Source organism: Intrasporangium sp., from assembly GCF_036566125.1.
In the GTDB taxonomy this organism is placed as follows: Bacteria; Actinomycetota; Actinomycetes; order Actinomycetales; family Dermatophilaceae; genus Intrasporangium.
On record NZ_DATCWX010000125.1, the window covers coordinates 1 to 14,342 of the forward strand.

The window sequence follows — 14,342 nt, forward strand, 5'->3', positions numbered from 1 at the left end:
TCTCCTCTGCCTCGCACCGCGCCGATCGTGTCATCGTCAACACAGACGACGGCTGGGTCACCTGACAAAACCCGATGCCGTATGCCGCTGAGCTCGCTGCCGCACGACCTCGCCTACCAGCCCTCCCGCCCGTCCAACCCCCTGCGCCGCAACACACCCGCTTACCAACTGCTCGCCCCATCTGCAGGTGCGTCGAGCGGACGGTAAGCGGGTGTGTTGCAGGTCGGTGAGCCGGCCACGCGGGATGGGCACGCCCACGCGGAAGCGAGCCCAGCGGCATACGAAATGGATGTGTTTGCGGCTCAGCCGAGTTCGCGCGGAGCGATGGGCAGCTGTTCGGCGATGCCGACCGCGCGCTCGAAGGCGCTCGCGACCCCCAGCAAGAGCCCTTCCGAGCCGGGACGCCCGACGAGCTGGATGCCGACGGGAATGCCTTCGCCCGACAGGCCGCAGGGGAGGGCGACCACGGGGCAGGCCGTCAGGGTGATCATGAAGGTGATCGAGATCCAGTCGACGTAGGTGCGCATCGGGGTGCCCTCGATCGACGACGGCGCGGTCCACTCGACGGGGAAGGGGTTGAGCGGCGCGGAGGGTACGACGAGGACGTCGTGGTCCGCGAAGAAGTCCATCGTCCGGTGGACCAGCTCGCCCCGGGCCCGCTCGGCGGCCTGGACGTCGGCGAGCGACTGGGTCAGGCCGAGCTCGAGGTTCCAGATGATGTCGTCCTTGATGCGGTGTCGGTCGGTTTCGAGCAGGTCTCCCCTCACCGTCGCCAGGAACTGTGCGCGCAGCGTCTGGAACGTCTCGTAGGCGCCGGTGAAGTCAGGGGCCTCACCGGTGACGTCCGCGCCGAGGTCCCGGAAGTGGCTCAGCGAGCGCTCGGTGACGTCCCGGATCTCGCGCTCGACTGGCAGGACTCCGAGGTCCGGCGTGTAGCCGACCCTGAGGAACTCCGGCACCCGGTCCAGCTGCTCGACGAAGCTCCGCGCGGGTCGCTCCCGGGTCAGCGGGTCGTGTGCGTCGGGGCCGGCGAGCGCGTCGAGCAGCAGGGCTGCATCGGCGACGTTGCGGGCCATCGGCCCTTCGACCCACAGGGCGTCGAACGGCACCGGCGGCCGCTTCCGAGGCACGAGACCAGGGGTAGGCCGCACGCCGACCACCCCGTTGTAGCCAGCGGGGGTGCGGAGGCTGCCGCCGAGGTCGTTTCCGGTGGCGAGCCAGGCGCTGCCCGAGGCCAGGGCTGCGGCGGACCCACCCGACGACCCACCGGCGCTACGCCCGGTGTGCCACGGGTTGCGCGTCGCGCCCCAGATGGTGTTGTACGTGTGACCACCGGCGAACTCCGGCACGTTGCTCTTGGCGTAGGGGATCCCGCCGTGCACCTCGACCTGGCGGACCATGGCATCCGACTCGACGGCCACGGCGTCCGCGAAGATCGGCGACCCGCTCGTCGTCAGCTGGCCGCCGACGTCGTTGTAGTCCTTGATCGCCACGGGCAGGCCGGCGAGCCAGCCCCGGTCGGTGGGAGTCGGGCGGTCGCGCTCGAGCTGCCCCGCGGCCGCTCGGGCCGCGTCGAAGAATCGGATGGGCAGCGCGTTGACCGCCTTGTCAGTCGCGAACACGTGCTCCTCGAGGGCGACGAGGACCTCGATCGGGGAGACGTCGCCGGCGCGCAGCAGGCCGACGACCTCGGTGGCGGTGGAACGGATCAGGTCGGTCATGAGGACACCCTTGCCCGAGTGGCCCCATCGTTCAACTTCCCAACCGCGGGCATCCAGTCGAGCGCTATCCGCGGCATGAGACGTCCGCGCCCGGCGCGTCAGATCCATGCCTCGTCGCTCCGAGCTGCGCGTCCGTATCGGCCTCGGCTGCCCGGCGAGCCGTCAACGGAGGACATCGTCGACCAGGACGCGCGAGACTGGCGGTGCTCCTCGAAAGGAACCTGCATGAGCGCCACACCACCCAGCGTTTCCACCACCTATGGCGTCCACTCGGAGGTGGGAACCCTGCGCAAGGTCCTGGTCTGCCGTCCGGGGCTGGCCCACCGGCGACTCACGCCGGCCAACTCCGACGACCTGCTCTTCGACGACGTGCTGTGGGTCGAGAACGCCGAGCGCGACCACGCCGACTTCGTGCGCAAGATGACCGATCGCGGCGTCGAGGTCGTCGAGCTGCACGACCTGGTGACAGCAACCATGAGGGTGCCAGGCGCGCGCGACTGGCTGCTGGACCGACTCATCGTCCCGAACGAGGTCGGCCTCGGCCTCGTCGATCCGACCAGGGCTTATCTCGATTCGCTCAAGCCTCGGCGGCTCACGGAGTTCCTCATCGGCGGCCTGGCCACCAACGACCTGCCGGGCGAGCACCGCACGTCGTACGTGGGACTGGCCCGGGAGTCCACCGGAGAGCGTGACTACCTGTTGCCACCGCTGCCCAACACCCTCTACACGCGAGACACCACGTGCTGGATCTACGGCGGGGTGACCTTCAACCCGTTGTACTGGCCGGCCCGGCACGACGAGACGCTGCTGTACAAGGCGATCTACACCTTCCACCCCGACTTCGTCGGCTCCACGATCTGGTGGGGTGACCCCGAGCGGGACTGGGGCCGGGCATCCATCGAAGGGGGCGACGTCATGCCGGTCGGCAATGGCGTCGTGCTCATGGGGATGAGCGAGCGCACCTCACGCCAGGCGATCACTCAGGTCGCCAAGGCGCTGTTCGACCACGGTGCCGCCGAACACGTCGTCGTCGCGGGCATGCCGAAACTGCGCGCCGCCATGCACCTGGACACGGTCTTCACCTTCGCCGACCGTGACGTCGTCACGTACTTCCCCTCGATCGTCGACTCGATCCATCCCTTCGTCCTGCGTCCCGGCCACACCGGCCGAGCGGTTGAGGTGACGGACGAGGCCGGCACCCACTTCCTCGACGTCGTTGCACGGTCCTTGGGCCTCAAGCAGCTTCGAGCCCTGCCGACCGGCGGAGACGTGTACGCCTCTGAGCGGCAGCAGTGGGACAGCGGCAACAACCTCGTCGCGCTGGCGCCCGGGGTCGTCATCACGTACGACCGCAACACCGCCACGAACGCCGTTCTGCACAAGGCCGGAGTCGAGGTCATCACCATCGTCGGCGCGGAGCTCGGCCGCGGCCGGGGCGGTGGCCACTGCATGACCTGTCCCATCATCCGCGACGCCATCACCTTCTGACCAGCTAGGGGACCCGCACCACGCGAGACACCTGTCGAGGACCGGGAATCCCCTTGAGCTCATGGACTCCTCGGTCCTCGAACGTGATGCCGGATCCGACCACCAGGTCGGTCAGCGTCCGGGACACGAGCACCTCGCCGGCGCCAGCCACGCCCATGATCCGCGCCGCCAGATGGACCGCGATCCCGCCGATGTCGCCGTCGAGCAGCTCGATCTCCCCGGTGTGCAGTCCGGCCCGGATCTCGACCCCCAACGACCGCACCGAGTCGCGGATCAAGGCCGCGCACTGGACGGCCCGGGCGGGGCCGTCGAACGTCGCCAGGAACCCGTCACCGGTGGTCTTCACCTCGCGCCCACGGAACGCGGCGAGGTGGCGACGCACCACGTCGTCATGAGCCGCACGCAGGTCGAGCCACTGCGCATCGCCCAGTCGGGCAGCGAGATCCGTCGAGCCGACGATGTCCGTGAAAAGCACCGTCGACAGCTCTCGATCCACCGATGCCTCCACCGGGGCACCCGACAGGAACGCGGAGATCTCCTCGAGCACGTCGTCCGCCTGCGGCGTGAACAACGGATAGCAGTCGGTCCCGGGCAGCTCCACCAACCGCGCGCCGGTGATGTGCTCGGCGAGGTACTGTCCGAACGGCAGCCGGTAGTGCCGGTTGTCGCTCCGGTGCAGCACCAGGGTCGGCACCGAGATCGTCGGCAACACGCTGCGCACGTCCATCAACGTGACCCATCGATACATCTGGGTGGCGGCTCCCGGGGGCATCGACAGGCGCTGGTACCGCGTGAACCACTCCTCGACCCGGGCATCGCCGGCGAGGCCCGGGGCGGTCAGGGCGAGCATCGCCGGGTGCTGGCCCCAGTGCCGCTGGTACAGCTGCACGAGCTTCTCGACCGACGGCTCCGGCATGCCAATGGGGTAGTCCTCGTCACGCCGCCACCGTGCGAACGTGTTCAGCAGGACCAGCTTCTCGACCCGCTCCGGGTGGGTCGCCGCGAGCAGCATCGCCATCGGACCGCCCTCGGTGTCGCCGATGACGGCTGCCTGCCGTGACCCCGCGGCGTCCAGCGCCAACCGGGCGTCGTCCATCCACGACTCGAGGGTGGGCAGGGACGCCAGGGGAACCGGGTCGGAGACCCCCGTCCCACGCTTGTCGTAGCAGATCACCCGACCATTGCGGCTCAGGCGATGGAAGAAGTGCGCGAGGGCCGGCTCGTCCCACATCGCATCGAGATTGGTCCCCCAGTGGGTGACGAAGAGGATGTCGCGGGCACCCTCGCCGAAGACCTGGTAGGCCACGTAGCCCCCAGCGGACTTCGCATATCTCGTCGGTGGTCGCATCCCGTCCGACGATATCCCCGCGAGCCCGCCGCGCTGGGAGGAATCGTGGCCTGGGAGCGAGCTCAGCGGCATACGGAATGGTCGTATGCCGCTGAGCTCGCTCCCGCGTCACGGCGCGGTCCCGACCCTGCCGCCCCACCCAGACGAGTGTGCGGGAAACGCCCGGCAGGTGAAGCCCGGGGTGTGAGGATGGGGGCCATGGACTCCGTCCAGATCCAGGCCGAGCCGCTCGAGGAGCTGGCGGGGCTGCTCGACCCCGTCCGCGCGGAAACGTTCCTGTCCACGGCGGCGCTGGCGCGCCAGGCGCTCGCCGGGCGGATCATCTGGAACATCAACTCGACCGCATCGGGTGGCGGTGTCGCCGAGATGCTCCAGGTGCTGCTCGCCTACGCCCGCGGCGCCGACGTGGACACGCAGTGGCTGGTCCTGGACGGCGATCCGCAGTTCTTCGAGATCACCAAAGCGCTGCACAACGCGCTGCATGGTTCCCTCATCGGCCGCACGGGCTTCGGCGCCGAGGACCAGGCGCACTACGAGCGCGTCATGAGCGCCAACCTCGCCCAGCTGCGCGACCTCGTCCATCCCGGCGACGTCGTCCTCCTCCATGACCCCCAGACAGCGGGGCTCGCTTCCGGGCTCAAGCAGCTCGGCGCCCACGTCGTCTGGCGGTGCCACATCGGTCGCGACGAGACGACGGAGATCACCGATCTCGGTTGGGCCTTCCTGCGCGAGCACGTCCTCGGGGCAGACGCCTTCGTCTTCTCCCGGTCGAGCTACGTCCCCGCCTGGCTACCGCCGGAGCGCGTCATGATCATCCAGCCCTCCATCGACCCGTTCTCGACGAAGAATGTGGACCTGCCCGACCACGAGGTCCGGCGAATCCTGCTCGGCGTCGGCCTCGTGCACAACGGCGACCCCCGCGGCGTAGTCGGCTTCCAGCGACGGGCGGGAAGTGAGGGGGTGCTGCGCCGCCATGCCGACCTGCTGACCAACGGCCCGCCACCGATCGACGCACCCCTCGTCCTGCAGGTGAGCCGCTGGGACCGGCTCAAGGACATGGCCGGCGTGCTGAGCGGGTTCGCCGCGCACGTCGCGCCGTTCGTGCCGGACGCCCACGTCGTGCTCGCGGGACCGGACGTGTCCAGCGTCGCGGACGACCCGGAGGGCGCCGAGGTCTACGCCGAGTGCCGCGCCGTGTGGCAGGCTCTGCCGCCGGAGGTGCAGAGCCGCTGTCATCTCGCGTCGATTCCCATGGACGACGTCGACGAGAACGCACTGATCGTCAACGCGCTCCAGCGGCACGCCGCAATCGTCGTCCAGAAGAGCCTGGCGGAGGGCTTCGGCCTCACCCTGACAGAGGCGATGTGGAAAAGCCGCCCCGTCGTCGCGAGCGCGGTCGGCGGGCTCCAGGACCAGCTCACCGACGGGTACGAGGGGTTGCTGCTCAAGGACGCTGCGGACCTCGAGACCTTCGGCGCGCTGGTCACCCGACTGCTGGGCGATCCCGAGCAGCGTCTGGCAATGGGCCATCGGGCCCAAGAACGCGTGCGCCGTGACTTCCTGGGTGACCGCCACCTGATCCAGTGGGTCGAGCTGCTGACCAAACTGGGCGGCTGACGCCCTGAGGCGGCTCGATGATCTCGAGCCGCTCGAGGAGGAAGAGCAGGGCGGCAGCGAAGGCATTCTGCGAGGTCTCCTCTCGCACGGCGTCCCAGTCGACCTGCTCGCGCAGCGCCCGGGCGACCGGGATGTGGACGCCGAAGTCGCAGTAGTGCTCGCTCAGCGCGTTGAGCCGGTGGACGAGGAGGTCCGTGGCCGGCATGACGGGCATCTCGACCGACAGGACCCGGAGCGGGGTGGCTCGCTCGACGACGCTTCGTGTGGCATACGAGCCGGCCGGCCGGAAGATGACGTCGACGAGGGCGTCGCCCACGTAGACCTTGAAGAGCCAGTCCTCCGGCGGCTGCACGACCTGCAGGCCCTGGTCTGCGAGCTCGTGCGCGACCTCCTCGGCGTCCTCCCTCGCGATGAGGAAATCCGCATCGTGGTTCGGCTCCGGCCCGCCCCGCGCCCAGACGCCATACCCGCCGATGAGCGCGAACGGCCGGCCGGTCGCCTTGAGGGCAACGGCGACCGTCTTGAGCGCCTCGCGCAGGTCGTGCTGGTCAGGTTCACCCATGTATCGGTTCTACCCGTTCTCATCGAGTGTGCAGAAGGGGTAACGGGACCTACATGCGTGTCGCGACCTTCAACATCCTCAACGGGCGCGTCCCCACCGACCAGCACGTCGACCCCGGCGGCCTCGCTGACGCCGTGAAGCGCCTCGACGCAGACATCCTCGCCCTGCAGGAGGTGGACCAGAATCAGCAGCGCTCCGGGTTCGCTGACCTCACCGCCGTCGCAGCCGACGCCATGGGGGCACCGCACCACCGGTTCGTCGCTGCCATCCATGGCAGTCCAGGTGCCACCTGGGTGGCGTCGACCGGTGACGAGCAGCCGGATTCAGCCGCCTACGGGGTGGCCCTGCTGTCCCGCTACCCGGTCACGGGCTGGCGGGTGATCCGTCTCGAGCCCGTCCCGTTCCCCGTGCCGATGCGCTTCAAGGGCCGGTTGCGTCCCTACCTCGTCACCGACGAGCCGCGCGTGGCTGTGATGGCCTCGGTCGAGACGCCCCTCGGCGAGTACACAGTCGTCGGGACCCATCTGTCGTTCATCGCTTGGTGGAACGTCCGGCAGCTGCGCAAGCTGGTCAAGGCCACCGTGGACTGCAACGAGCCGGTGGTGCTCATGGGTGACCTCAACATGGGACCGCACCGGGCCACCCAGACGGCCGGGATGCGCCCCGCCGCCAGCCATCCGACGTACCCGGTCGACGAGGCGCGCGAGCAGATCGACCACATCCTCGTGCGTGGTTCGGTTCAGATCGGGGAGAGCGGTGGACCCGCGCTACCGATCTCCGATCATCGGGCCCTGTGGGTGGACCTGGGTGACGGCGGTGGCTGAGTGCGCGAATCGAGACGATGCCGGAAGGCACTACCGGCCGGAGCGTGAGCACGGCGAGGTGGTGGGAGGTTTGACGGGAGGGGTTGCCTGTCGCGTGCGGCCGAGCCGCCTGGGGAGAGGGTCTCGTCCCGTCAGTTGTCCCGATGCCGTATGCCGCTGGGCCGGCTCCTCGTCGAATGTGTAGTCCGCGCCCGCATCTTCTGCGTACTCGACGAGGTGGTGGGACGTTCGACCGCGGCCTAGGAGCTCGTCAGCGTTGGCGCGGACTCCCGGTCTGGCACATGTGGGTGCTGCCGCTCGAGCGCCGCACCCTCCACGTCGAGGTTGGGCAGCCGGCGGTCGAGCCATCTGGGCAACCACCAGGCCTTGTCTCCGGCGAGGTGCATGAGGGAGGGCACGATGAGCATGCGGACGACGAACGCGTCGACGAGGACGCCGAAGGCGAGTCCGAATCCAATCGGCCGAATCATCGCGCTGTGGGAGAAGACGAAACCACCGAAGACCGCGGTCATGATGATGGCGGCCGCGGTGACGACGCTTCGGCCGGCGTGCAGGCCCTGGACCACGGCCAGCCTTGCCGGGACACCGTGGGCATACGCCTCACGCATCCCCGAGCCGAGGAAGAGCATGTAGTCCATGGCCAGCCCGAAGAGGATGCCGGCGAGCATCGTGGGCAGGAAACTGAGGATCGGACCCGGGTTGTCGACGCCGAAGACACCAGAGAGCCAACCCCATTGGTAGATCGCCACGACCCCGCCGATTGCGGCGAAGTATGAGAGCACGAAGCCGAGCGTGGCGATGACCGGCACGAAGATCGAGCGGAAGACGAGCATGAGGATGATGAACGACAGGCCCACGACGAGCCCCAGATAGGCGGGCAGGGCGTCGGCCAGTTTGCCGGAGATGTCGATGTTGCCGCTCGCCAAGCCCGCGACGTCGAGACTGACAGTGCCTCCCATCGGCTCGAGCGCGCGCAGCGTGTGGACGAGCTGCTCGGTCGAGGGGTCGTTCGGGCCACCGGACGGGACGACCTGGAAGGCGGCGACGGTGCGCCCCTCGGACAATCCGATGGGTGCCACCGCGACGACATCGTCCTGGGCCGCGATGACGTCGGCAACCGCCGACTGCACCGTCACGTCGGGCGTGTCCCCGGGGACGGCGACGATGTCGGCGACGACGAGGAGCGGGGCGTTGCGTCCGGGTCCGAACTTCTCCGAGACGGTCGTGAATGCTTGGTACTGCGTCGATTCGACCGCCTCAGAAGATCCATCGGGAAGCCCCAGTCTCAGTTGGAGGGCGGGCAGCGCGATGACGACGAGGGCACCGATGCCGAGCGCGATGCTGCCGACCGCCCGCAGCGTCGACATCGGGCGCAGACGCGGTCCCGAGGCAACGGCGGCGGTCGGGGTGGCCGACGGAGCGTCCTCGGCCGTTGGGCCACCGGCAGCGAGGCGGGCGCGCTCGCGACGGCTGAGAATCCGCTCGCCGATTAGGCCGAGGAGCGCGGGCGTCAGCGTGACGGCGATGAGGACGGCGATGGCGATGGACAGGGCGCCGACTGTGCCCATGAGGCCGAGGAACGGGATGCCTGTGACATTGAGCGCGAGCAGGGCGATGAGCACGGTTGCTCCGGCGAACACGACGGCGTTGCCCGACGTGCCGTTGGCCACGCCGATCGACTCGTCGATGGCATAGCCCTGTTTCAGCTGTCGGCGGTGCCGGTTGATGATGAAGAGCGAGTAGTCGATGCCGACGGCGAGACCGAGCATGAGCCCGAGGACAGGGGTCACCGAGGTCATCTCGATCACGCTCGACAGGGACATCGTGAACAGGGCCCCGATGGCGACCCCGACCAGCGCCGTCAGGATCGGTAGTCCGGCGCCGATCAGAGTGCCGAGCATGACGATGAGGACCACGGCGGCGACGACGATGCCAATGACCTCACCTGCGCCGAGGATCGTCGGGATTCCGCTCGCAAGCTCGGCTGAGTAGGAGACCTCGACCCCGTCGATGGGCTGTCCGAAAGCCGCGATGACGGCATCCTTCTGCTCCTGGGTGACGTCCATCTGCGGCTTGTCGAAGAGGACCGTGACGATCGCCGTGGTGCCGTCCTTGGACACCATTCCGATCCCCTCGGAGAGCTCGAGCAACCGGGCACCCTGGTCGATCTGCTCGCTCCCGGCCTCGAGCTGCGCGCCCTGGTCCTCGAGACCGCGACGGCCGGCGTCGATGTTCGCCTGCTGCGCGTCGAGCACAGCCGCCAGCTGGTCCAGGGTGCCGTTCGCCTGCGCCTGGTTCCGGGCTGCGTCGAGCTTGGCCTGCCCCTCCTCGAGCTGCGCCCGACCTTCGGCAAGCTGCCTGCGGCCATCCTCGATCCGCGCTCGGCCCTTGTCGAGCTCCTGCTGGCGCGCGGCGCGGTCCTTCTCGGTCTGGAACGGGTCGACGACGGTCGCGACGCCGGCCAGCCGCGACGCCTCGGCGGCACGCTCACTGATGGCGCGCTGCTGCGCCTCCGTCAGCCTCGAGCCAGCGCTGGACTCGAAGACGATCGACCCGTTCCCGCCCGACGCCTGAGGGAGCACCTGCTGGAGCCGCTCGGTCACCTGGGCGGTCCGCGTCCCAGGAATCGACACCGTGCTCGTCAGCGTGCCCGCCCCGACCGCGAAGGCGAGGCCCGCGGCAAGGAGGACCGCGAACCAGGCCGCGATCACCCGGGGCGCGCGGCGGGATGCAGTCTGACCGAGTCGGAAGAGGAATTCAGCCATGAGGAGTCTTTCGGGGGAGCGGAGGATCAGGAGGTCTGTGCGCCAAGCGAAGCCGTCGACGCGTAGCCGTCTCGGGTCCGCAAGATCAGGTGGTCGAGGAGGTCGTCCCACACCGCTCGGGACGCCGTGTCCGCGGAGCCGCCGGTGGCGGCGAGCCAGTGGGTGTGGAGGACGACCAGGCCGCCGATGAGTGAGCTGACGAGCAGGCGCGTCGTGAGCTCGTCGGCCTCGGGGTGGCGGCGCAGCATCTCAGTGGAGAGTCGGTCGCTCACCTCGGTGAAGGCACGCAGGAGGACGACTGCCCGGCGCTGCGACGGGTCGTCGTCGGGGGTGCGAAGGATCCGCGTCAGGTAGGCGATCGGAGTGACGAGGTCGGTCGAGCGCAACGCCTCGGCGATCTCATCGAAGACGCTGGCCTGGGTCGTGCCTGCCGACGTGGACGGGTGCGACTCGAACGTCTCGACCACGTCGCCGAGCACCTCGATGCACACGGCAATGACGATGTCGTCGACCGACGCGAAGTGGTTGAAGACGGTCCGACGCGATACCTCTGCCCGCTTGGCCAGCTCCTCGACCGTGAAGCCGTCGGCGCCCTTGGCGTCCAGCAGGGAAGCCGCGGCGTCGATGATGGCCCGGTGATGGCGCTCCCTGATTCGGGCACGACGGTCAACGGCGGGCTCGGAAGGTGGCACCCACCTAGGCTAGATCTCCACGTGCACTGAGTGCAAAAACAGTTCGCCTCTGGTGCGGCACGCCGCAGCCTACTCGCGCAGGCGGTGGGGCACCCGCTCTACGCGGCCCGCCGCACGCGGCACACCGGATCCGGGCTGTTCACCGACAAGCAGAGGGGCCGACTGGCAGCGCTCTTCGTGACGGAGGAGCACGTTGAGGTCGAGGCGACGTGGGCATCTACTAGCGGATGATCACCGCTTACCGCGAACCCGGACCGGAGCGCGGCCGTGAGCTGATCGCCGCGGTCATGAAGTCGGTCGGCAACGGCGTCCCCGCCGCACTGAGCGAGCTGATCACCCTCGGGGGACGTTGAAGAAGTGGGCCGCCGACGTATTCGCGTTCTTGGACCGGCCCGGCACCTCCAACGGACCCCCGAGGCGATCAACGGTCGACTCGAGCATCTGCGCGGGCTCCGCCCTCCGATTCCGCAACCTGACCAACTACATCGCCAGATCGCTCTTGGAGACAGGCGGATTCAGACCCGCCTTCTACACCCTGGAGTGCGATGAGCCCGCCAAAGCCGCGTCCAGTGTCTTGGTGTGGCGCAGGTGCCGATCTGGCGGTGGTCGTACCTCCACAAGGCGCCATTGGGCACAACAATGCCTGCGATCACTCGGGACCACCCTGGCGAGTCATCGCCGAGAGGAGGGGAGCCGTCTTTCGTTCGCTATGCCCGCAACGAGGTCGACCAGTTCGGATTCCCAGTCCGTCGCTTGCGCACTGTAGACAGCAGCCAGCGCTTGGGGCCATCATGTATCTGAGGTTAGAAGAACTTTGGTAGGTATCACGATTCTCCACATCAGCACCGCCTCGCGCATTGGACATCCGACATCGGAGTGCACTCTAGGGGGGCCATGGCCGGTAGCAGCTTCAGTTTCTATGACCAGTTTCTGTCAGCGAATGATTGGTGCAATAGAAATGGCGGTGGAGGGGCTGCATTTCCCACGTGCGTGAAGACGGCAAGCACAGATCCCTACACTTATAGACATGGAACGATCCTCCTTAAGTATACCGACATTTCATTGGCAAACCCGACTGCGGACGAACTCGGAATCGACCCATCCATTCTTGAAACCTCCCCGGAAAGATGGCGGGAGGTGTTTACAGCTGCCAACCTGTATGCGCACGCCCACAACGCTTTCCATGGATTCCCCACGTTCCAGCGGAGCGAAGCTTCAGACGGTATAAGATTCTGGGTCGCGCTGATCCGTGGCACCGGCCCCGGGCCTGCGGGCAACGGGGTCACGTGGCGCGACATCCCAGCCGAGGAGGTCTTTCCGGAAGCCCCAGCGGGAGTGTCATCGTTCTTATCGCTGTCCCCGCAGATGTGGATGCAGCAACTCGATGCCTGGGCGCTAGCCCATGATCAGGGTGCAGCATTGCCAACTGGGTGGACCGCCAATTACGGGGGAAAGTGGGTCGTAGGTGCGGTCTTGTTCGAGCCCTCCTCAGTGGCCAGAGTTTTGCTCTCGGGTACGGAACTCGACTATTACACGGAGATATGCGGGAAGGAGTCCAAATGGCCGTTACCCACGACCGCGACTGGCTCCGTACATATTGTTGCCTCGTCCGACAGTCTCGCGCCGCCTGCACCTCTAGCTTTGGACGAGGCACCATTTGGGGACCCGCTATATGTTGAGCCCTTTAAGGTGGACTACTTTCGATGCGTCGCTAAACGGACAGGAACGTGTGTCGTGGCGGTCTTTGCGAGGGGCCCGGACGGGGTCCAAATGGTCATTCGTCCGCGAACAGACAACCGGCAAATCGTCTACTTTGGCAACGGGACCAGTCGCGGCACGTGGATTGTAGCGCACAGGTTCAATTTCGATAGGCAGGAGGGTGAGGGCGAGGTAACGAGTTTCTATCGAGGGCCGCGGGAAAGTCAAGAAGTTGCTTTTGAGCTCACGCCAGCAACGGCCGGTCCAGGACAGATTCAGGCCCATACGATTGGCTTTGTCAAACAAGGATTCCTGGGGATCGCGCTCCCAATCATGAGCTTTGCCTATTCCAGTTTTATCAGGCTGTCCCCAGGAATGGATCTCCTCTTCAATTGGGTATCTCCCGAATAACTCAGACAGCCCCCGTGCTCCCGTCTGGGAATCGGATGATATTAAGCCCTCGAGTCCTGCCTACTCGAGAAGCGTACGAGAGCGCCATGTCTCGGACGAAGCGTTCGGTATCGCGGTCGAATTCTCTGCCTCGGTGGAGCGGGGCGGCGTTGATATACGCGATCTCGGCGAGTTCTGGCGGCCACGCGTCTGCCTTCGGCATCGGGGCGCCGTCAACAAGGGCGGGCATGATGAACGTGCCGCGCGTCACTGCCTCCCTGAGTTCCAGCCCGACAATATCGTCAGTCCGGTGAAGCCGCTCTGCGTGAAACGCAGACCCAATCAGCAGTACAACTATTGAAATGCCGGAAAAAACCTCATGAATCACATTGCGGAAGTCGAGACCAAAGTTGATCGAGTGGAAGTCGAAGAAGACATTTCCCTCTCCAACTAGTCTAGCTAAACGCTCCTTCATCCGCACCGCTATATCCAGATCGTTCCGTCGATAGCAGATAAATACGCTGGGGGGATCCCCTCGGATCGCACGACGTCCAGGACCATCCACGCCAAAACACTGTACGCGCTCGCACAACTCCGGGTGTCAGCACTCGGCCTGGTGGTAGGCGGCGCGGACCTGTTGGGCGCACTGGTAGGCGACCCACACCTCGTCGTGGCGCTCGTCCGCGGCGATCGCTGCCGCGAGGCGGGCCTGCTGGCGCTCGGTCAGGTGCTCGGCGCCGGCGTGCAGGATGTTCCGGATCCGATACAGCGGGTCGTTCCTGCGGCCGCGGTGGCCGTGGATCTCCTGCTGCACGCGACGACGGACCTCGTCGAGCGCGTGACCTGCCAACTTCACGACGTGGAAGGCGTCAAGGACAGCGACGGCGTCGGCCAACTGGTCATCGATCGCGTTCTTGTACCCGCGGAACGGGTCGAGCGTCGCCACCTCGACACGAGCCCGGAACGCCGCGCCGCGGTCGCACAGCCAGGCCGCGTACGCGGGCCCGGAGCGGCCCACGACCAGGTCGAGCAGCCGCGCCTTGACCACCATCTTGTCGGGGTGCTTCGGGTCCGGGTGGCGGGTCAGGTCGACCATCCCGGTCAGCTCCTTCGGGCCGCGGTTGATCGGGCTCACGTGATGCCACACGTGCTCATCCACGCCCAAGGTGGTGACCCCGTCGAAGCGGGACTCGTCCGCGGCGGCGTCCTCGAGCAGCGGCCGGATCGAGGCCCACAC

8 protein-coding genes and 3 pseudogenes are annotated in these 14,342 nt (G+C 67.4%); 4 read left to right on the top strand and 7 right to left on the bottom strand.

Annotation, left to right across the window (positions count from 1 at the left end; genetic code table 11):
- Window positions 1–302 precede the first annotated feature (302 nt).
- The gene (locus VIR15_RS07380; RefSeq protein WP_331926828.1) at window positions 303–1,721 is read right to left on the bottom strand and encodes an amidase; all 1,419 of its coding nucleotides are present in this window, start codon (window positions 1,719–1,721) and stop codon (window positions 303–305) included.
- Between the two features lie 225 nt (window positions 1,722–1,946).
- Here VIR15_RS07380 and VIR15_RS07385 point away from each other — a divergent pair, with 225 nt between their 5' ends.
- Window positions 1,947–3,209 (top strand): arginine deiminase, encoded by a 1,263-nt coding sequence (locus VIR15_RS07385; RefSeq protein ID WP_331926829.1) that lies wholly within the window; start codon window positions 1,947–1,949, stop codon window positions 3,207–3,209.
- 4 nt (window positions 3,210–3,213) lie between these two features.
- Here the strand turns inward: VIR15_RS07385 and VIR15_RS07390 are convergent, their stop codons facing one another.
- Window positions 3,214–4,557, bottom strand: a complete 1,344-nt coding sequence (locus tag VIR15_RS07390; RefSeq protein WP_331926830.1) for an adenylate/guanylate cyclase domain-containing protein — start codon at window positions 4,555–4,557, stop codon at window positions 3,214–3,216.
- A gap of 198 nt (window positions 4,558–4,755) precedes the next feature.
- On the opposite strand from VIR15_RS07390, the pseudogene VIR15_RS07395 reads away from it, so the two are divergent.
- A pseudogene (locus VIR15_RS07395) lies at window positions 4,756–6,042 on the top strand (glycosyltransferase); the annotation flags it as partial.
- On the opposite strand, the gene VIR15_RS07400 reads toward VIR15_RS07395, so the two are convergent.
- Window positions 6,041–6,736, bottom strand: a complete 696-nt coding sequence (locus VIR15_RS07400) for a nucleotidyltransferase family protein (protein WP_331926831.1) — start codon at window positions 6,734–6,736, stop codon at window positions 6,041–6,043. The pseudogene VIR15_RS07395 and the gene VIR15_RS07400 sit on opposite strands and share 2 nt — an antisense overlap.
- Before the next feature lie 53 nt (window positions 6,737–6,789).
- Between VIR15_RS07400 and VIR15_RS07405 the strand changes: the two genes are divergently transcribed.
- A complete protein-coding gene (locus VIR15_RS07405) occupies window positions 6,790–7,560 on the top strand; it encodes an endonuclease/exonuclease/phosphatase family protein (protein WP_331926832.1) in 771 nt (256 codons plus the stop codon).
- A 239-nt stretch (window positions 7,561–7,799) separates the two neighbouring features.
- Here the strand turns inward: VIR15_RS07405 and VIR15_RS07410 are convergent, their stop codons facing one another.
- Window positions 7,800–10,325, bottom strand: coding sequence for an MMPL family transporter (locus VIR15_RS07410; protein ID WP_331926833.1), 2,526 nt, complete (start codon window positions 10,323–10,325; stop codon window positions 7,800–7,802).
- A 26-nt stretch (window positions 10,326–10,351) separates the two neighbouring features.
- Window positions 10,352–11,017 carry a TetR/AcrR family transcriptional regulator gene (locus VIR15_RS07415; protein ID WP_331926834.1) on the bottom strand — a complete coding sequence of 222 codons (666 nt, stop codon included), beginning with the start codon at window positions 11,015–11,017 and terminating at the stop codon, window positions 10,352–10,354.
- An 87-nt stretch (window positions 11,018–11,104) separates the two neighbouring features.
- On the opposite strand from VIR15_RS07415, the pseudogene VIR15_RS07420 reads away from it, so the two are divergent.
- Window positions 11,105–11,549 (top strand): annotated as a pseudogene (locus VIR15_RS07420) (transposase); the annotation flags it as partial.
- Window positions 11,550–13,127: 1,578 nt separating this feature from the next.
- Here the strand turns inward: VIR15_RS07420 and VIR15_RS07425 are convergent.
- Complete coding sequence (locus VIR15_RS07425; protein ID WP_331926835.1) at window positions 13,128–13,670, bottom strand: TIR domain-containing protein; 543 nt, start codon at window positions 13,668–13,670, stop codon at window positions 13,128–13,130.
- Between the two features lie 48 nt (window positions 13,671–13,718).
- Window positions 13,719–14,342 (bottom strand): annotated as a pseudogene (locus VIR15_RS07430) (ISL3 family transposase); the annotation flags it as partial.

Excerpts from the sequence above, each read along its gene's own strand:
- VIR15_RS07405 (WP_331926832.1), top strand. The coding sequence starts at position 6,790 with ATGCGTGTCGCGACCTTCAACATCCTCAACGGGCGCGTCCCCACCGAC.
- VIR15_RS07410 (WP_331926833.1), bottom strand. The coding sequence starts at position 10,325 with ATGGCTGAATTCCTCTTCCGACTCGGTCAGACTGCATCCCGCCGCGCG.
- VIR15_RS07400 (WP_331926831.1), bottom strand. The coding sequence starts at position 6,736 with ATGGGTGAACCTGACCAGCACGACCTGCGCGAGGCGCTCAAGACGGTC.
- VIR15_RS07390 (WP_331926830.1), bottom strand. The coding sequence starts at position 4,557 with ATGCGACCACCGACGAGATATGCGAAGTCCGCTGGGGGCTACGTGGCC.
- VIR15_RS07385 (WP_331926829.1), top strand. The coding sequence starts at position 1,947 with ATGAGCGCCACACCACCCAGCGTTTCCACCACCTATGGCGTCCACTCG.
- VIR15_RS07380 (WP_331926828.1), bottom strand. The coding sequence starts at position 1,721 with ATGACCGACCTGATCCGTTCCACCGCCACCGAGGTCGTCGGCCTGCTG.